The following is a 17,168-nucleotide window of genomic DNA, read 5'->3' on the forward strand; positions in this document are numbered from 1 at the left end:
GAAGGAGACCCACACCCATGTTCGTATTCTCGCCCTCCGCCTCCTACCCGAGGCCGTTCGCGGCCGTCATCGACGACCGCGCCCGGATCGTCCACGCATGGTCCAGCCCGATCGGCCAGCCCGACATCGAGACCAGCCCGCCGTCCTACCTCCGCGGCTGGAACCACGTAGAAGTCGCCCCGGACGGATCCCTGTTCGCGATCGTGCCGCTGCACGCCCTGCTCAAGCTCGCTCCGGACTCCACCCTCACCTGGCGCGCCGACCTCCCCGCCCACCACGACCTCGCCCTCGGCCCCCACGGCGAGATCTACGTCCTCACCGAAGAGCCCCGCCCCGTGCCCTGCACCGGCGGCTCCCACGTCCTGCTCGACAACTCCATCACCGTCCTGGACCCCGACGGCCAGCTGCGCGACGCGCACTCCCTGTACGAGATCCTCACCACCGATCCGGCCCTGGCCACACTGATCACCGACGCGATCGACCGCCACCGCGACGCCGGCCGGACCGCGGACACCGCCGCCCTCGCCCCGCGAATGGAAGGCCCGAACGGCTGGCGGCGCGGCCGCGACATCTCCCGCCTGCTGCGCTCCCGGCCCGGCTCGCCCAGCGACATCCTGCACACCAACACCCTCGAAATCCTCACCCACGCCCACCCGGCCGGCATGTGGGCGGCCGGAGACGTCCTGGTCTCGCTGCGCGACCTCGACCTCATCGCCGTCCTCGACCTGCGCGCCCGCGCCGTGCGCTGGTGGTGGGGCCCCGGCGACCTGTCCGGCCAGCACCAGCCCTCCGCCCAGAGCGACGGCACGATCCTCGTCTTCGACAACGGCCGCCGCGCCGGCCGCTCCCGCATCCTGGAGATCGAACCCCTCACCAGGGCCGCCGTCTGGCAGTACGAGCCCGGCCTGTTCTGCGAGATGGCCGGGGGCTGCGAGCGCCTGGCCGACGGCACCATCCTCATCAGCGACTCCCAGGCCGGCCGCGCCCTGATCGTCGACCGCGCCGGCCGCGAGCACTGGCAAGTCCAGGTCTCCACCAGCACCACGGGCGCGCGCTCCCGCGCGGAGTTCTACCGCCTCTCCGCCATCCCGACCGCCGCCGCCGACCACCTCGGCACCGGGGACCGGCCCGCCCGCGCCCTCACCGAATTCCGCGTCCGCTGCCAGCTCGTCCAGACCGTACGGAGCCCCCTGTGATCAGCGTGATCATCCCCACCCGCGACCGCCCCGGCCCTCTCCACCGCGCCCTACGCAGCGTCGCCCGCCAGACCTACCGGCACTTCGAGGTGATCGTCGTCCGCGATGGCGGCCACACCGTCGAGCCGGTCATCGACCGCTGGCAGCGCGAGATACCCATCCGCCTCCTGGAATCCGACACCCCGTACGGCGTCTCCCACGCCCGCAACCGAGCCATCGCCGCCGCTCAGGGCGACCACGTCGCCCTCCTCGACGACGACGACATCTTCCTGCCGCACCACCTCCAGGCCGCGGCCGACGCGCTGCGAACCCACCGAGTCGACACCGTCTACGGCCAGGCCCTCGTCAGCCCCACCTGGCTCGAGGACCTGCCGCGCGACCGGGGCCACCTGCCGTGCAAGGACTACGCGTTCGACCCGGCCTTCCTCTCCGTCGCCAACACCATCCACACCGGCTCCGTCGTCACCCGCAACCCGGCCGGCAGCCCCGTCCGGTTCGACGAGAAACTGCACCACTGCGAGGACTGGGACTTCCTCCTCTCCCTTCGCGCGGCCGGCAACCGCTTCGCCCGCCTCGACACCATCACCAGCGTCTACCACCAGGTACCTGTGCCCGGCGCCGTCCACACCGCCTACCAGTCCACCCCGACCCCGTTCACCCGGGCACGCACCCTCCTCTACGGCCGCTGGCCCGCGGCCACCGGCCGCGCCGAGGAGTACCGGGACTGGTTCCGCCGCTTCGACCAGCGCCTCGACACCCTCATCGCCCACGGCCGAAGCGTCCCGCCCCACGTGTACGAACACGCCGTCCGCGAGCTCCACGCCACCTTCACCGACCGCCGGTCCCCGGACCGCGACCTCCTGGGCCGGCTCCTCCCCCTCACCCCGGCCTCGCCCTCCCGGCACGACGACGGTGCCTTCGCTCTCCGACCGGCGGTGACGCATGCAGTCCGGTGACGCCCCGTACGACGGCTTCGCGGAGACTTTCGCCCGCGAGGCCGCCGTCAGCGCCTACAACGCCCACTACGACCGCCCCACCGTCCTGGGGCTGATCGGCGACGTGCGCGGCCTCGACATCCTGGACGCCGGCTGCGGCCCCGGCCTGTACCTGTCCGAGCTCGCCGACCGCGGGGCCCGGCCCGTCGGCATCGACCAGAGCGCCGACATGGTCCGCCTCGCCGGCCAGCGCCTCGGGCCCCTCGCGGAAGTCCGCCAGCACGACTTGGCCGAGCCCCTCACCTGGGCGGACGACGAGCGGTTCGACATTGTCCTGCTCACGCTGGTTCTCCACTACCTCCCCGACCGGGTCAGCACGCTGCGGGAACTCGCCCGTGTCCTGCGGCCCAGCGGGCAGATCGTCGTCTCGACCAGTCACCCCACGGCAGACTGGCTGGCCCACGGGGGCAGCTACTTCGCCAGCGGCTTCGTTGAGGAGCCCTGGTCGAACGGCATGACCCACCGATACTGGCACCAGCCCTTCCAAGCATGGCTCGACGAGTTCACTGCCTCCGGACTCGCCCTCGACCGCCTCGTCGAGCACCAGCCACTTCCGTCGATGGCCCGTCATCACCCTGGCGAACACGAGAAACTGACCCGTCAGCCTGGCTTCGTAGCCGTCCGGCTCCGCAAACGGCACCCTGGAATCTAGGCTCTGCGCCAGGCGCCTCAACGACCACCCTCGGAGTCCACCCGTGCCCGTCCGAACCCCGCTCCTGGCCGTGGTCAGCGGCCCGCCGGCGACCGGCAAGACCACCCTCGCCCGGGAACTCGCCCAGCACCTGGGCTGCCCCGCGATCATGCGTGACGAGATCAAGCAGGGCATGGTCATGAACCATCCCGGTCATGCCCCCGACGGCGACGACCCCCTCAACATCCCGGCTCTGGAGGCGTTCTTCGCGACGGTCACCGTTCTCCTCCGGGCCGGGACATCCGTCGTCGCCGAGGCCGCCTTCCAGGACCGTCTCTGGCGCCCCGGGCTGGAGCCGCTCATGAAGATCGCAGACCTCCGGATCATCCGGTGCACCACCCCCACGTCAACCATCGCGCAGCGCATCACTGACCGCGCCCACCGCGATAGCCACAGGGCCGCCCATGGTGACAAGGCCCTGCTCGCCGACATGAAGGCCGGCCTCTACGACCCCGACCAGTTCGTCCCCATCAGCCTGGACGCCCCGAACCTGCTGGTGGACACCTCCGACGGCTACACGCCCGGAATGACGGAGATCCAGAGTTTTCTGTTGCGGCCGGAGCGCGAAGAAGGCGCAAGCTGAGGATCCCACTGGACTGCCCTCAGCCTGACAGGACAGCCTTCGAGCTGGCCAACGCGCGGAATTGGTGGACCCCAGGGTGGCCTGCGGCGTAGCGTCAGGTATGAGGTCCCGCCGCATCCCCCGTCGGCGGGACCTCCTTGGTTCCTGGCTGGCGTGGCGGTGCTGGCGCCGCCACGATGTTCGTCAGGCCGGAGCAGGCTCGATCGCCGTCACCAGGGTGATGCGCTCAGCGCAGAGTGACGCATCTCCCGTGCGGTGCCCCGGTTCGAACACCGCGACGGTGTAGCTGTAGCTGGTGATCCCGGAGGGCAGTTGCAGGAACATGTCGTTGACGCGTGACTTGGTGTGTTCGAGGGCGTCGGACGCACTGGGCTGATCGACGGTCAGCATGCGCGGGCCGATCCCGGGGATGTCCACCTCGACGTTCCACTTCATGCGGCCATCCTGACAGAGCAAAGATCTGCAGCGTCGGCCCCTGGCCGGTGATCGTCTACCTCGGCCCGCCGGACGAATGCGATGCGGGCCGGGACTACGTAGGCAGGCCGGTGAGCCGGTGCGGCGCCACCAGTTGCAGGACGGCCTTCTTCAGCGCCCGGTTGATGTCGGGGTTGCGGCCGGGGACGTAAGAGCGGACCGGCTCGTAGCCGCATGCGGTGTACAGGGCGAGGGCGGCGGTGTTGTGGACGCCGGTCTCCAGCAGGACCTCGGTGTGGCCGCGGCCGAGTAGATCTTGTTCGAGAGCGGCGAGGATCCGGCGGCCTAGCCCTTGACCGCGGGCGGCGGGGGCCACGTACATCCGCTTGATCTCGGCTGTCGAGGGGCTGAGGGCGCGCCAGCCCCCGCAGGCCAGGGCCGGTCCGTCTCCGAGGCGGGCGAGGAGGAACTGGCCGTTGGGGGCGTCGAATTCCGCGCTGTCGGTGGCCTCGGGGTCGTCGGCGCTGCCGTAGGTGGCCATCTGCTCCTGGTGGAGGGCCCGAGTGAGGGTGCGGGCGTCGGCTGCGCGGTACGGGACGGCGGTGAGCGTCCACTGGGGGGCGGCCTGGAGCAGCGTCATGGTGTCGATAGTGCCGTGCGGAGGGCGTCCAGCGCATCCCCGTGCCCGGCTGCGCGCAGTTGGCGGCGGGCGGCTGTGCGGACGGTGGTGAGGAGGGTGCGGCACCGGATGGACTGCACTTGCGGGAGGGTCGGGGCGAGGGCGGTGATCCAGTGGGCTGTCGCCTCGGCGTCCCGGGCCCCGATGCTGGCGCGGACGAGGTGGATTCCGTGGAGGAGGCCGGAGCGGCGGTATCCGGTTGCCGTTCCCTGGGCGGCGATGGGGCCGAGGAGTTGGGCGGCTTCGGTGAGCAGGAGGGAGCGGCGTCCGCGGGTGTGGGCGGCAAGGTCGACGAGCGCTTGGCCCGCTTCGGCGTCGACCTGGTGGGAGGTGAAGTAGTACAGGGAGGGTGGGTCGTCGCTGTGACGCTGGCCGATCAGCTGTCGACATCGGTCGGTGGCCCGGCGGAAGGCGTCGAGGTCGCCGGCGGCGGCTTGGGCGGTGGCGAGCCGCCCCCATGCCCGTGCCTGGACCAGGGGAACGGCCTTCGCCGAGTGCTCGACCGCGGCGTGCGCGAAGCGCAGGGCCAGCCGCGGGTTTCCGCCGGCGGCGTGCTGGTAGGCGAGCATTCCGAGGGCGTTGGAGACGGTGTTCGTGTCGCCGGCGGCGCGCGCGATCCGGATGGCCAGGAGCTGGTAGCGGTGGCCGGCCGGGTCGAGGCCCGCGTCGAAGCTCATCCAGCCGGCGAGCTGGGAGGCGCTGGCGGCGTGCCGGAGGAGGCGGTTGCCGGTGGCGGCGTCGTAGCGGCCGGTGTGGATGAGGACCAGCGACTCGTGCAGGGCGATGCGGGCCTGGCGCTGGCTCAGGGGACTGCCGCCGGTGCGGTCGTCGAGGCGGCGCAACGCGGCGAGCTGCTCGAAGAGCATGTCGACGAACTCCGGTGCGACGTAGTCGCCTTCGCCGTGGCCGGGGGTGGGTGGGGCCGGGGGTTGCCGGGTGGCGTCCCAGACGGCCGCGGTGAGGTACTCGGCGGCATCCGAGTGGACCAGCGCCGGTTCGACGGACCCGCTGGTCCACGCGGAGGCGGTGCGCAGGACATCCCCCAAGGGGAGGGGGCCGAGGAGCTCCTCGGTCTCGGCGGTCTCGACGGCAGGCTGGTCGAGGCCCCACAGCTGCGCCGAGGTGTAGCGGCGGCCGGTTGCCTCGGTCAGGACCACTGCCGCGACGTCGCGTACGGCGGGTGAGCGGGGCAGATGCCCGCGCAGCCACTTGTAGCCCGCGGTGAGGTCGACCGGGGGGTGGCCCATGGCGTTCAGCCGCGGGTTGATGGCCTTCACCAGCTCGCGGGCCGACCACTTGGCGTGGTCCAGGGCTTCGGCGAGCACGAGCGGCGCCGAGGAGGGGGCGAGATCAGTCACCACGCCATGACGGTAGGTCACAATCGTTCGGAGTGGGGAGTTTCACGGGATTTCACGCTTGCCGTACCCACTTCACGTCCTTCACGGCGCGGGGAGCTGCCGGGCGCCGGGTAGTGGTGATGGGCTGGGCGGGTGCCGGTCCTTCCGCTTCCTCACGTTCTACGGTGGCTTTCGTGATCCCTGAGTACGTTGCCGCGTTGCGAGCTCTGGTCGGCCCTGCCCATCTGCTCTGGATGCCGGGTGTGCACGCCGTCGTCCGCGACGGGCAGGGGCGGGTGCTGCTGCACCGGCGCTCCGACACCGGGGACTGGGCGGTCTTGAGCGGCATCCTCGATCCGGGTGAGGAGCCGGCCGACGGCGTGGTGCGGGAGGTGGAGGAGGAGACCGGCATCCGGGTGGTGGTGGAGCGCCTCGCCGGGGTGACGGTCTCCCCCGAGGTGGTGCACACCAACGGGCACCGGGCCCAGTACCTGGAGCTGGTCTTCGTGTGCCGGCCGCGGGATCCGGGTCAGGTGGCCCGGGTCGCCGACGACGAGTCGTTGGAGGTCGGCTGGTTCGCTCCGGAGGCGCTGCCGCCGATGAGGCCGCGAAACCTGACCGCGGTCAGGCTCGGCCTGGCAGATGGGGAGCGGGCGTGGTTCCGGCCGGCATCGTGACGGTGTGCCGGATGACCTCGAATGCCTCGGCGGCTTGGACCCCGATCTGGGCTCCGCGCAGGCGGGCCGCGGCGAGCGCCGCCTGCGTCGAGCGGGTGTGCGGCCAGGGCCGCATCTCCGAGGCGTACACCGCCAGCGCCTGCTCCTTGACGGCCAGCGCGGTGGGGGCGAGCGGCTGGAACCAGGCGGGCCGGAAGGGCCGCCCGGGCCCCCACTCGGTGGCGGAACGGACCTCCCAGGCCAGGACGGTGGCCACGGGGTGGCCGGGCTGGGGCCGGGTGGCGGCGGCGACGGCCTCGCCGGTGATGCGATGGTCCAGGGACAGGTCGGCGCTGCTGTGGGTGTAGACGATCGACGGCCGCCAGCGCCGGATCGCGGCCTCGACGGTCTGGGTGATCTGCAGCCGGGGCACGGTGTCGAAGGCGTTGTCGTCGAAGCCGGCGATCTCGGCCTCGGCGCCGTAGAGGGCGGCGGCCCGGTGGACGCAGGCAGCGCGGTGGCCGGGGTCGTCGTCGACGCCGGGGCGGCTGGTGGAGCTGGCGCTCAGGACCAGGATGCGGACCCGGTCGCCGGCGGCGGCGTGCTCGGCCAGGGTGCCGCCGGCACCGAGGGTCTCGTCGTCGGCGTGGGCGGCGACGGCCAGCACGGTACGGGAGGTTGTCACGGCGCTCCTCATCAAAGGGTGTCGGGTCGGTTCGGGCCCAAGGGCCCGGTGGTGAAGGGGAGGACCCTGTGCGGATCGCGGAGTTTGCGGGAGTCGAGCTGCGGGTCGGGCGGGTGCGGATCGGGGAGGGGGTGCGGATCGGGGAGGGCACGGTGATCGTGGCCGACGAGCTGGTGCTGGCGGACGGGGCGGTGGTGGGGCCGGGCTGCGACCTGCGCTCGGCCCGCCTGGAGTGCGGCGCGGGCGCGCAGGTAGGGGCCGGTGCCCGGTGGCTGGTCGCGGACCTGGCACGCCTGGGTCCGGGCTCGGTGGTCGATACGGGCTCGGATGCGGTGTGCCGGGAGCTGACGATCGGCCGGGGCACCTACCTGGGGCAGCGGCTTCGGATCGGTGCGGGCGCGACGATGGAGGAGCGCTCGATCGTACGGATCGGTGACGGCTGCCAGATCGCGCCGGACGTGACGCTGAACTGCACCGAGCCGGTGCTGATCGGTCACCGGGTGGGGATCAGCGCCGAGGTCGCCGTCTTCACCCACGGCTACCACGCCGGTCATCCGGTCCGGGACGGTCACGGCGCGGCGTTCGCGGGCGTCGAGCTGGGCGCCGGCGTGTGGCTGGGCTTCCGGGCGGTGGTGCTGCCCGGGGTACGGGTGGGAGAGGGCACTATCGTCGCGGCGAGCGCCACGGTGACGGAGTCGCTGCCCGCCGGGGTGCTCGCGGCCGGGGTGCCCGCGAAGGTCAAGCGCGAGCTGCGGCCGCGCGCCCTGGATGCCCGGCACCGCCGGGAAGCGGTCGCGGACCTGGTGGCGGGCTGGCTGGACCGGCTCGTCTTCAAGGGCCTGGCGGTGTGCGAGAAGCCCGACGCCGTCCCGGCCAGGTGGGAGGTGTCGGGCCGGGGCAGCCGCTGGCAGGTGCGTCTGGACGCCGAGGTTGAGGTGGCGTCGGTGGAGCTGCGGCCGGCGGCCGGGGAGGCGGCGGTGTTCGGCTTCGGGGAGCCGCTCACGGTGACGGGGGTGCTGGACGAGCTCGGGCACGACCTGCGGGACTTCTGCCGCCGGGCGACGTGGCTGTTCGAGTACCCGACGAACAGCCGGGGCCTGATGCCGCAGCGGTTCGCGCGGCTGCTGGACGCCGAGGCACCCGGTGGGGCCGGCGCCGGTCACGGGCGGCCTTCGAGGTAGGCGGCGAGCTCGCGGGTGACCCGGCCGGCCTGCGCGGCGCCCGCCATGCTCTCGCCCAGCTGCTGGAGGGTGCGGGGGCCGATGACGGGGATCACCGGGGCCGGGCGGTGGGCGCGCAGGTAAGCCAGGGCCAGGCCGTGCGGGGTCATCCGCAAGGCGGCCGCCGCCTGGTGGAGCCGGTCGCGGCGCTCGCGCCCGGCAGCGGTGTCGTAGGTGCCGGCGTGATGGTCGGCATGGCGGCCGCTGTGACGGGCGGCCAGGTAGCCGGCCGCGAGGGTGCGGTATGGGATGACGGTCATGCCGTACCGGGCGGCCATGGCCAGGTGCCCGGGGTCGGCTTCGACGAGCCAGGGCTCGGCGGGCGGCACGGCCCGGGGGATGAGGCTCCACAGCGGGGCGGTGACCGTCGGCGCGGCGAGGCGGGCCGCGGCCGCGTAGGCGGCCCACGTACTCAGGCGGGCGGTGGTCCAGTTGGAGGCACCGACCTGCACGGCGAGGCCTTCGCGCACAGCCCGGTCGGCGGCGTCCGCGATCTCGGCCACGCGAACAGCCGGGTTGTCCCGGTGCAGCAGCAGGATGCTGGCCTGGCCGAGGCGGTCGGTGCTGCGGCGGGCGGAGGCGAGGATCTTCTCGGGCCGCAGGTCGCCCCGGTCGGGGCGGGCGGGGTCGAGCCCGGTCTTGGTGATCACCCGCATGCCGGGGCCGGCCGTGCGCAGCCAGGTGCCGATGAGCGGTTCGGCCCGGAAGCCGCGGTCGGTGGGGCCGTAGGTGGGGGCGGTGTCGATGATCCGGCCGCCGAGCTCCTGGTAGGCGTCGAGGAGACCGCAGGCCTGGTCGTCGGGGATAGCGGTGGTACCGACCTCGAAGGTGCCCAGCGCCGCCACGCCCGGCAGTGTGGCGGCGCTGGTGGGGGTGAGGGTCACCGGCCGGTTCCGGCGGGGATCCAGGAGAGGCCGCGGACGTGGGCGGTCTCGGCGAGGACCTGCTCGAGCGGCCGGGCCGGCGGCAGGGGCCCGTAGGTGGCGGTGAACAGGCTCATGTCGGCGGTGAAGCTGGTGATCTCGTTGGGTCGGGGCTGGGCGTGGGTGATGGTGCCGCGGCCTGTAGCGCGGATGACGGCGTGGGCCAGGTCGAGGACGGTGGTGGCCCGCCCGGAGCCGACGTTGACGACGGGCAGCAGCCGGTCGGCGTCCAGGATGCGGCCGAGCATGGCGGTGGTGGCGTCGATGTAGGTGAGGTCGCGGGCCTGCATGCCGTTGCCCTCGATCGTGAGCGGCCGGTCGGCGAGGGCCGCGTCGATGAAAGCCGGGACGACCGCGTCGGGGTCTTCCCAGGGGCCGAAGGTGTTGAAGAAGCGGACCACGCCGATCTGCCGGCCGAGGCCGAGCCGGGGGCGATAGATGTCGGCGAGGTGCTCGGTGGCGCTCTTGCCCGCCGCGTACGGGGAGCGGGGCTGGTGCGGGGCGCTCTCGGCGAGCGGCCCGCTCTGGTCGCCGTAGACCTCGCAGCTCGATGCGAGGAGGAGGCGGCCGGCGCCGGAGGCGGCGAAGGCGTGGAGCATGTGCCGGTCGACCGACGTGTTGTGCTCGAAGCCGCCGACCTCGAACGAAGCCGGGACGGACTTGTGCGCGGCCAGGTGGACGACGGTGTGGAAGCCGTCCAGCTCGCCGGGGGTCAGGGTGCGGACGTCGCGCTCGATGAGCTGGTCGGGGCGGGGCCGGGGAGAGCGGACGGACAGGTCGTCCAGGGCGGTGACGGTGTGGCCGGCGGTGCGCAGCGCGGTGGTGAGGGCGGAGCCGATGAAGCCAGCCGCTCCGGTAACGAGCACGTTGGTCACGAGATGTCCTTGGCGGGGGTGAGGGTGTCGAGGTAGGCGGCCAGAGCAGCGGCGCCCTGGTAGGTGTGGGTGCGCAGGCCGAGGGCGGCCGCGTCGGTGGTGACCGAGGCGATGTCGTCGACGAGGACGAGATCCTCGCGGCCGGCCCTGTGGGCGGTGGCGACGTGATCGAAGAACTCGGCGCTGGGCTTGGTGGCGCCGATCTCGTGCGAGCAGTGCACCGTGTCCAGCACCGGCAGGTACTCGCGGAACAGCCAGCGCCAGAAGACGGCGTGCAGCACGTTCGTATTGGAGACGCCGACCACGGCGCCAAAGCGCGAGCGCACGGCCGGATCGGCGAGCAGGGCGAGCAAGTCCTGGTCGACGCTGCCGTAGATCGAGTTCCAGCCCCGCACCAGTTGCTCGTCGCTGAGGTCGACGGCCAGGAGGTGGCGCAGGTGCTCCAGGTAGGCGGCGGGCTTGATCTCGCCGCGCTCGAACGCGTCGAACGGCGCGTCGATCATCCAGCGCTGCCGGAGCTGCTCTGGGTCCTGCCCGGCCGCGGCCGCCCACGCGTTGATGGCGTCCTTGAAGGAGTAGGAGAAGAACACCCCGCCCATGTCGACGAGCAGGATGCGGTGGGGGCGGTCAGGCGAGGGCACGGGCGGGCTCCTGGGTGGTGGGCAGCAGGTTGCTGTAGCGGACGGCGATCAGGTCGCGGCGGGGCTTGCCGGTTGAGGTGACCAGGAGTTCCTCGGGCCACCGGTCGGGCAGGACGTGCACGGTGGCGAGGTCGCAGTAGGGCAGGGCGCCGCTGCGCCGGGCCTGCTCGACGCCGCGGTGAAGGTCGCCCTCCAGGGCGGCGACTTCGACAGGGAGCCAGTCGGCGGTGGAGGGGGCTGAGACCAGGGCGACGGCGCGGGGCAGACCGGGGCCCAGCAGGCACGCGGCGTCGACCCGGGGGTGGGTGAGCAGGTGGGCCTCGATGGGCTCGGGGTGGATCATCACGCCCGACCCGGTCTTGAACGCCGACCCGATCCGGCCGCTCAGCCGCAGCCCGCCCGCCGCGCTCTCGTCGCGGCTCGCCCGGTCACCGGTGTGCAGCCAGCCGTCGGGGCCGCTGACCGGGATCAGGTGCGGCCACTGCTCGACGTACCCGGCGGCCACGTACGGTCCACGCAGGAGGAGTTGCCCGTCGTCGTCAACCCGGTGCTCCACGCCGACGGGCCGACCGAGCCCGGGAGTGGCGGCGTCGTCCTGGTGGAAGGCGGGCACGGTGGACTCAGTCGCACCGTAGGCGCCGCTGATCCGCAGCCCCGCGTGCCGGTGGAGGGCGCCGGCGACCACGGGGTCGAGGGCGGCGGCGCCGTTGACGGCGGTGCGCACCCCGGCAAGGGTCTGACGCAGCCGCTGGCCGTCGTTGCCCGGCTGCTCACAGGCAGCGGCCAGGCGGGCCCAGATGTGGGGGACGCCGAGCAGGGTGTCCGCCCGGTGCCGGACCAGGTCCTCTTCGAGGCGCTCCGGCGTGGAGGAGACGAGGGTGGTCCCGTACAGGCACATCAGGGTGTGGCCCATGATCCGCTGGGCGACGTGCGAGACGGGCAGGTAGGAAAGGGTCCGCGCCGGGCGGCCCCTCCACAGGCCGGTCCAGGTGTCGGTGCCGCGCACCAGCGCCGCTTCGGTCAGGGCCACGGCGCGCGGCACGCCGGTGGTGCCGGAGGTGAAGACGATCGCCGCGGTCTGCTCCAGTCGGCGCCCGGCCATGCGGCGGGCCACCGTGCGCCACTGCGCGGGGGTGCCGCCAGGCCGGGTGCTGTGCTCGTTTACGGTGTGCACCGGCGTCCGGGCGCGGCCGGCGATGTCGGCGAGCGCCCGGTCGCCGACGGTGTCGAGGACCGCGGCGGGTTCCACCACCGGCCACAGCGCGGCGAGTTGGTCGTGGGTCAGGTCCGGCAGGACTGCGGGCACGCCGCCGGCCAGGAGCACGGCCAGGTCGGCGACGCTGAACAGTGCGCCCGGGCCGGTGCGCAGCAGCACGACGCGCCCCGTCACCTCGGTGGTGGCCCGCAGCTGCCGGGCCAGGGCCAACGCCCGGCCCAGCACCTCGTCGAAGGTCAAGACGGCGCCGTCCAGGGCGACGGCGGCCGGCCTCCTGCCGGGGTGGGCGAGGAAGCGCGGCAGGATGCGGTCGTCCATCACAGTTCCCCGGCGGTGGTCGCGGTCAGGTGGTGGGCGCCGGCGAGCTGGCGGCCGCGGGCGGCGACCAGGGCGTGCCGGGAGATCGTCATCGCGTCGCGCCAGCAGCCCTCCATGCCTGCGGCGCGGTGGATCGCGGCGGCCCCGGCGGCGTCGAACAGGGTGCGGCACGCGGCCTCGGCGGCCTCGGCCATCTGGCAGCAGGCGGTGCGCAGCAGAGCCCGCTGTCCGGGGCTGACCTGGCCGCGCAGTGCGCTGCTCCACGCGGAAGCGGTCGCGGCGTCCAGCAGGCCGGCCGCGGCGCGGATGCGGCCGTCCGCCTGGTCGAAGGCCGCCTGAATGGCGGGCTGGTGGGCCATCGGTCCGCTGCCGTAGCGGCTGGCGGTGGTCGAGGCGAGGGTGGCGAACGCGGCCAGGGCCCGCTCGCCGCTCGCGCGGGCGACCTCGGCGATGCAGCCGGCCAGCAGCCCGTAGAGGGGGTAGCGGTACAACGCCCCCTCCACCAGCGGCGGTTCGGTCAGGCTGATGCTGTGCGCGCCTGGGACCAGGGTGTCGCAGGCCACGGTGTAGGAGGCGCTTCCCCGCAGTCCGAGCGCGTCCCAGTCCTCCTCGACGGTCAGCTGGCCGCGCGGGACGAGCCACCAGCGGGTGCCCGGCGCCCCGTTGTGGTCGGCGGGGGCGGCGAGGGCGGCCAGGGTCATCGCCGGGGCGCCGGTGACCAGCGGCCAGCGCCCCCGCAGCCGCACCCCCTCGCCCTCCCGCTCGGCCAGACCGACCGGCACCGAGGAGCCGGCGACCACCGGGGCGTCGCCGGCCAGGTCGCGGGCCACCTGCACCGGCAGGCGCGACAGGAACGCCCCGGCCGGGCCGTGAATCGCCGCTACCCATCCGGCGGCGGGGTCCGCGAGGGCGACCTCGCGCACCGCGGCGAGGATCTGCGGCGCGTCCCACTGCAGGCCGCCGCAGTCGGCGGGCACCGCGGCCCGGGGCAGCGCCGACGCGGTCAGCGCCTGCCACACCGCGGGGTGCAGCGTGCCGTGCTGCTCCCCGAACTCCCGGTGCTCGCCGGCCGTGCGGCTCAGCTGCCCCACCGCCACGAGGGCGGGCTGGTCGTGGACAAGGGTCATCGCGATCTCTCCAAACAGGTCGGGTCGGGCGCAGGACGAAGGCGCCGCCGGCGGCGGCGGAAGCAGCAGGGGTGCGGGTCAGTGCGGGCCGGGGTCGGCGATGAGGTCGCGCAGCGCGGGGGCGAGCGTGTCCAGGAGGTCGACGGTCAGCCAGCCCGGCCCCGTCGTCCGGGCCAGCACCTCGCCGGCGGTGCCGACCAGGTGGCAGGCCAGCGCCGCCGCGTCGGGGGGTGGCAGCGTCTGGGCGAGCAGCGCGGCGGCGACCCCGGCGAGCACGTCCCCGGTCCCGTGCCGGGCCAGGCCCGGGTGTCCGGCGGCCACCAGGCGGGTCTGGACGCCGTCCGTGATCCGGTCCGCCTCGCCCTTGGCCACCAGCACCGCGCCGGTCTCCCGGGCGGCGTCGGCCAGCGCCGCCCGGTCGGCCGGCTCGCCCCGGACCGGGCGGGCCGGTAGGCCGGGGGCGGTGAGGAGGGCGTGGGCCTCGGTGTGGTTGAGCAGCACCAGGTCGGCGCCCAGGCGCCGAAGGCGCTGCCGGGCGCGCGGGCCGCCGCCCAGCGAGCCGTCGACCACCAGTGCCGCGCCCCGATCGCGCTCCCGGGCCTCTTCCAGGGCGTCGAGCACCTTCCCGGCCAGCGGGCTGCCGCCCAGCCCCGGACCGACCAGCCACACCACCCGGCCCCGCGCCCCCGACTGCGCGAGGCCCTGAGCCATCCGCCGCGACACCTCGGCCACCGCGTCGACGGCTGCCGGATCCAGCTCGGGCCCCAGCCCCGCGACCAGGTGCGCTTCCAGCGCCACCTGCTGCACCGCCGGGGAGGGCGGCGCGGCGAGGCGTACCCCGTGGGCCCCGGCCCGGCGGGCCGCCAGCGCCGCCACGTACGGCGGCGCGGGGTACTCGCGCGAGCCGCCGATCACCAGCACCAGTCCGCCGTCGCCCTTGACTCCCCCGCTGGCCACCGCGGCGGCCCGAAGCGCCAACTCCCGGGCAGCGAGGGCGTCCACGCGTACGACATCCTTGTCCTCGCCGCCGCGAACTTGGCGGTATGACGATTCGTCAGTCGCTAGGCTCGGAGGTGACACCCGCGCCGGCTCCAGGCGCCGGGCCGCTTCGAGGGGACCTTCGTGACCGCTTCCACCCGTACCTGGCCGCACCTGCTCGCCACCCTGCTGCGCGGCGAGGACCTGACGGCGGACGACACCAGGTGGGCGATGCGCGCGGTCATGGACGACGACCACGAGCCCGTCGCCCTCGCCGGGTTCCTCGTCGCCCTGCGCGCCAAGGGCGAGAGCCCCGCCGAGCTCAGCGGCCTGCTCGACGCCCTCATGGAACGCGTCGTGCCCCTGCCCGTCGACGGCACCGGCATGCTCGACATCGTCGGCACCGGCGGCGACGGCGCGCACACCGTCAACATCTCCACCATGGCCGCGATCGTCACCGCCGCCGCCGGCGTGCCGGTGGTCAAGAACGGCGGCCGCTCCGTCTCCAGCAAGAGCGGCTCCGCCGACGTCCTGGAGCAGCTCGGCGTACCCCTCACCCTCGGCCCCGAGCAGGTCGCCCGCTGCGTCACCGAGGTCGGCATCGGCTTCACCTTCGCCCCGGCCTTCCACCGGGGCCTGCGCCACGCCTCCCCCGTGCGCCGCATCCTGGGCGTGCCCACCGCCGTCAACTACATCGCGCCGCTGACGAACCCGGCCCGCCCCGGGGCCGCCCTGGTCGGCTGCTCCAACCTCCAGCTTGCCCCCGTCCTGGCTGCCGTGCTCGCAGGCCGCGGCACCCGGGCCCTGGTCGTCCGCGGCCACGACGGCCTGGACGAGATCACCACCGCCGACGTCACCGACGTGTGGAGCGCCGATGAGACCGGCGTGCGCAAGTCCACGTTCGACACTGCCCGCTTCGGCCTGGAGCGTCCCGGCCCGGACGCACTGCGCGGCGGGGACGCCGCCTACAACGCCGACGCCGTCCACACCGTGCTCTCCGGCGCCCCGGGGGCCGCCCGCGACGCCGTCCTCGCCAACTCCGCCGGAGCCCTCGCCGCCCACAACGCCACCGCCGCACTCGAGGACGCCTTCGCCGACGGCCTGGACCGGGCCCGCACCGCCATCGACAGCGGAGCCGCCGCCGACCTCCTCTCCCGCTGGACCAAGCTCGCCGCCGAGCTGGCCGCGCCGCACTGACCCCCTCACCGCGGTCACCGCCGTGGCCCGCCGGTCAGCAGCGGGACCAGCCGCGACCAGCGCGAGACCGCCTCCCACCGCGGCCCCATGCCCGCAGCGGCGATGTCGCGCAGCAGCTCCGCGAACGCCTCCCCCCGCCTGCTCGGCACCCGGCCCCCGGCGGCGCCCAGCGCGGCTCGGCCGGACGACGGCTCCGGGTAGGCAGCCACCACCGCGGCCAGCGCAGCCTCCACGGCCGGGCCCGACCCGTCCGGGCCGGACACGTGGGAGGACGCCACCAGCGCGGCCCGCTCCCGCCAGGGCAGGAACACCGCCAACTCCCGTACGACATCCAGCGGATCGTCGCTGGTGTGCACCATCGTCAGAAGCCGGTTGGGGCTCCCCGCCACCTCGCGCAGCGAGTCGGCCTCGCGCCGTCCGGGCGCGTTGCCGCCCTTCAAGCGGGTCAGGCGCCGCGCGGCATCACCGTCCCGGTGCCGGTACAACACCAGCAGCCCCGGCCCCAGCCCCACCACCGCGTCCAGGAGCAGCAGCCGCTCCGCGGTCGCACGCCGCAGCTGCCACCACCACAGCGCCCGCACCCCGGCCCGCTCCAGCTGAACCACACTCGCGCCGACCGGCGTGAACCCCGCCGCCTCCACCCTCGCGAGGACGTCCACCGCGGTACCGGCCGCCACAACGTCCGGCCGCAGCCACAGCAGTGCCGTCTCCCCAGCGAACCGCTGCGCCTCGCCGGTCCCGAGCACCCCGGCGAGCGTCGCCCAGCCCTCCCGCACCAGCGGATCGACGGCGTACTGCCGGCGCTTCTCCGCATCCCGCGTCAGCCGCTCAAGGTCAGGGGTGGGCATGTCCGCCCACCCCTGGCCCGTGGCCGCCACCGGCCTCACGGATGTCCCCACCGCGATCCCCTCCCACTTCCAGCGGACGTGTTCCGCGACCAGCACACCGCGGGCGGCGGGTCGGCCCCAGTGGGCAAGGGCGTGAAGACCGTGAACGCCGGATCGTTTGCGTGAATCCGCGTGAAACCGGATCCGGCCCGCCGAGAGGCCAAGTCCGGAGCCGCCGACTGCCGGGCTCCCGCACGCCTCCCGATGACGCAGAAGCCGACGCTGACGCTGGCGGGTGACGCTGCCGCGCTCGCCGGGCTGCCGCGTTGACGTGGGGTTTTCTCCCGGCCGGGTGGTCGGCGGACGCTGATGACGCTCGGGCGCGCCATGTCTCCGGCCCCCTACTTCCCTTCTCTCTTCTCCAGTGAGATGGGGTACGAGAGCGTCATCAGCGTCATCGCCACACGGCACACCACGAGAACCTGCAGGTCACAACCACTCCACTCCGGGCCGCCTGTCCTGTGTCACCGAGTCGTCCCTGATGCGGTCGCTCTGACCTGCGATGAGGAATCTTGAATGGCGAAGTGACCGTGAACTGCGGGTGCCGCCG

18 protein-coding genes are annotated in these 17,168 nt (G+C 74.0%); 7 read left to right on the forward strand and 11 right to left on the reverse strand.

Annotation, left to right across the window (positions count from 1 at the left end):
• Nucleotides 1-17 precede the first annotated feature (17 nt).
• Genes ACIQIB_RS33315 through ACIQIB_RS33330 form a run of 4 tightly spaced genes read left to right on the forward strand, consistent with a single transcriptional unit; the run spans nucleotide 18 to nucleotide 3,465 of the window.
• On the forward strand, nucleotides 18-1,196 hold the full coding sequence (locus ACIQIB_RS33315; RefSeq protein ID WP_400762590.1) for an arylsulfotransferase family protein: 1,179 nt from the start codon (nucleotides 18-20) through the stop codon (nucleotides 1,194-1,196).
• Nucleotides 1,193-2,152, forward strand: coding sequence for a glycosyltransferase family 2 protein (locus tag ACIQIB_RS33320; RefSeq protein WP_400762592.1), 960 nt, complete (start codon nucleotides 1,193-1,195; stop codon nucleotides 2,150-2,152). Before ACIQIB_RS33315 ends, ACIQIB_RS33320 begins: the two co-directional genes overlap by 4 nt.
• The gene (locus ACIQIB_RS33325) at nucleotides 2,139-2,843 is read left to right on the forward strand and encodes a class I SAM-dependent methyltransferase (RefSeq protein WP_400762594.1); all 705 of its coding nucleotides are present in this window, start codon (nucleotides 2,139-2,141) and stop codon (nucleotides 2,841-2,843) included. Before ACIQIB_RS33320 ends, ACIQIB_RS33325 begins: the two co-directional genes overlap by 14 nt.
• Nucleotides 2,844-2,886: 43 nt before the next feature.
• Nucleotides 2,887-3,465, forward strand: coding sequence for an AAA family ATPase (locus ACIQIB_RS33330; protein WP_400762596.1), 579 nt, complete (start codon nucleotides 2,887-2,889; stop codon nucleotides 3,463-3,465).
• 183 nt (nucleotides 3,466-3,648) lie between these two features.
• Here the strand turns inward: ACIQIB_RS33330 and ACIQIB_RS33335 are convergent, their stop codons facing one another.
• From ACIQIB_RS33335 to ACIQIB_RS33345, 3 genes are all read right to left on the reverse strand, one after another.
• Nucleotides 3,649-3,900 carry a hypothetical protein gene (locus tag ACIQIB_RS33335; protein ID WP_400762598.1) on the reverse strand — a complete coding sequence of 84 codons (252 nt, stop codon included), beginning with the start codon at nucleotides 3,898-3,900 and terminating at the stop codon, nucleotides 3,649-3,651.
• Between the two features lie 94 nt (nucleotides 3,901-3,994).
• Nucleotides 3,995-4,519: a GNAT family N-acetyltransferase gene (locus tag ACIQIB_RS33340; RefSeq protein ID WP_400762599.1), complete on the reverse strand. Its 525-nt coding sequence runs from the start codon at nucleotides 4,517-4,519 to the stop codon at nucleotides 3,995-3,997.
• A complete protein-coding gene (locus tag ACIQIB_RS33345; protein ID WP_400762601.1) occupies nucleotides 4,516-5,919 on the reverse strand; it encodes a hypothetical protein in 1,404 nt (467 codons plus the stop codon). The genes ACIQIB_RS33340 and ACIQIB_RS33345 overlap by 4 nt, the downstream gene beginning before the upstream one ends.
• Before the next feature lie 170 nt (nucleotides 5,920-6,089).
• Between ACIQIB_RS33345 and ACIQIB_RS33350 the strand changes: the two genes are divergently transcribed.
• On the forward strand, nucleotides 6,090-6,572 hold the full coding sequence (locus ACIQIB_RS33350; protein WP_400762603.1) for an NUDIX hydrolase: 483 nt from the start codon (nucleotides 6,090-6,092) through the stop codon (nucleotides 6,570-6,572).
• Here the strand turns inward: ACIQIB_RS33350 and ACIQIB_RS33355 are convergent.
• Nucleotides 6,520-7,236 carry a PIG-L deacetylase family protein gene (locus ACIQIB_RS33355; RefSeq protein ID WP_400762605.1) on the reverse strand — a complete coding sequence of 239 codons (717 nt, stop codon included), beginning with the start codon at nucleotides 7,234-7,236 and terminating at the stop codon, nucleotides 6,520-6,522. The genes ACIQIB_RS33350 and ACIQIB_RS33355 overlap by 53 nt on opposite strands.
• A gap of 68 nt (nucleotides 7,237-7,304) precedes the next feature.
• On the opposite strand from ACIQIB_RS33355, the gene ACIQIB_RS33360 reads away from it, so the two are divergent.
• Nucleotides 7,305-8,417 (forward strand): hypothetical protein, encoded by a 1,113-nt coding sequence (locus ACIQIB_RS33360; protein ID WP_400762607.1) that lies wholly within the window; start codon nucleotides 7,305-7,307, stop codon nucleotides 8,415-8,417.
• Here the strand turns inward: ACIQIB_RS33360 and ACIQIB_RS33365 are convergent.
• The 6 genes from ACIQIB_RS33365 to ACIQIB_RS33390 all read right to left on the reverse strand — a co-directional run bounded on the left by ACIQIB_RS33365 (nucleotide 8,396) and on the right by ACIQIB_RS33390 (nucleotide 14,558).
• Entirely contained in the window at nucleotides 8,396-9,340 is a 945-nt protein-coding gene (locus ACIQIB_RS33365; RefSeq protein WP_400762609.1) for an aldo/keto reductase, read from the reverse strand. The two genes, ACIQIB_RS33360 and ACIQIB_RS33365, sit on opposite strands and share 22 nt — an antisense overlap.
• The gene (locus ACIQIB_RS33370; RefSeq protein WP_400762611.1) at nucleotides 9,337-10,254 is read right to left on the reverse strand and encodes an NAD-dependent epimerase/dehydratase family protein; all 918 of its coding nucleotides are present in this window, start codon (nucleotides 10,252-10,254) and stop codon (nucleotides 9,337-9,339) included. Before ACIQIB_RS33370 ends, ACIQIB_RS33365 begins: the two co-directional genes overlap by 4 nt.
• Nucleotides 10,251-10,895, reverse strand: coding sequence for a hypothetical protein (locus tag ACIQIB_RS33375; protein ID WP_400762613.1), 645 nt, complete (start codon nucleotides 10,893-10,895; stop codon nucleotides 10,251-10,253). Before ACIQIB_RS33375 ends, ACIQIB_RS33370 begins: the two co-directional genes overlap by 4 nt.
• Nucleotides 10,882-12,429, reverse strand: a complete 1,548-nt coding sequence (locus tag ACIQIB_RS33380) for an AMP-binding protein (RefSeq protein ID WP_400762615.1) — start codon at nucleotides 12,427-12,429, stop codon at nucleotides 10,882-10,884. The genes ACIQIB_RS33375 and ACIQIB_RS33380 overlap by 14 nt, the downstream gene beginning before the upstream one ends.
• Nucleotides 12,429-13,556 (reverse strand): hypothetical protein, encoded by a 1,128-nt coding sequence (locus ACIQIB_RS33385; protein ID WP_400762617.1) that lies wholly within the window; start codon nucleotides 13,554-13,556, stop codon nucleotides 12,429-12,431. Before ACIQIB_RS33385 ends, ACIQIB_RS33380 begins: the two co-directional genes overlap by 1 nt.
• 78 nt (nucleotides 13,557-13,634) lie before the next feature.
• Nucleotides 13,635-14,558 (reverse strand): NAD(P)H-hydrate dehydratase, encoded by a 924-nt coding sequence (locus tag ACIQIB_RS33390; protein WP_400762619.1) that lies wholly within the window; start codon nucleotides 14,556-14,558, stop codon nucleotides 13,635-13,637.
• Nucleotides 14,559-14,678: 120 nt separating this feature from the next.
• Here ACIQIB_RS33390 and trpD point away from each other — a divergent pair, with 120 nt between their 5' ends.
• Entirely contained in the window at nucleotides 14,679-15,731 is a 1,053-nt protein-coding gene (gene trpD / locus ACIQIB_RS33395) for an anthranilate phosphoribosyltransferase (RefSeq protein WP_400762621.1), read from the forward strand.
• A 14-nt stretch (nucleotides 15,732-15,745) separates the two neighbouring features.
• Here trpD and ACIQIB_RS33400 read toward each other — a convergent pair whose 3' ends face one another.
• Nucleotides 15,746-16,579 carry a nucleoside-diphosphate kinase gene (locus ACIQIB_RS33400; protein ID WP_400762623.1) on the reverse strand — a complete coding sequence of 278 codons (834 nt, stop codon included), beginning with the start codon at nucleotides 16,577-16,579 and terminating at the stop codon, nucleotides 15,746-15,748.
• Nucleotides 16,580-17,168: the final 589 nt, after the last annotated feature.

Source organism: Kitasatospora sp. NPDC092286, from assembly GCF_044755565.1.
Classification (GTDB): Bacteria; Actinomycetota; Actinomycetes; order Streptomycetales; family Streptomycetaceae; genus Kitasatospora.

Excerpts from the sequence above, each read along its gene's own strand:
- ACIQIB_RS33335 (WP_400762598.1), bottom strand. The coding sequence starts at position 3,900 with ATGAAGTGGAACGTCGAGGTGGACATCCCCGGGATCGGCCCGCGCATG.
- ACIQIB_RS33385 (WP_400762617.1), bottom strand. The coding sequence starts at position 13,556 with ATGACCCTTGTCCACGACCAGCCCGCCCTCGTGGCGGTGGGGCAGCTG.
- ACIQIB_RS33380 (WP_400762615.1), bottom strand. The coding sequence starts at position 12,429 with ATGGACGACCGCATCCTGCCGCGCTTCCTCGCCCACCCCGGCAGGAGG.
- ACIQIB_RS33315 (WP_400762590.1), top strand. The coding sequence starts at position 18 with ATGTTCGTATTCTCGCCCTCCGCCTCCTACCCGAGGCCGTTCGCGGCC.
- ACIQIB_RS33400 (WP_400762623.1), bottom strand. The coding sequence starts at position 16,579 with ATGCCCACCCCTGACCTTGAGCGGCTGACGCGGGATGCGGAGAAGCGC.
- ACIQIB_RS33340 (WP_400762599.1), bottom strand. The coding sequence starts at position 4,519 with ATGACGCTGCTCCAGGCCGCCCCCCAGTGGACGCTCACCGCCGTCCCG.
- ACIQIB_RS33325 (WP_400762594.1), top strand. The coding sequence starts at position 2,139 with ATGCAGTCCGGTGACGCCCCGTACGACGGCTTCGCGGAGACTTTCGCC.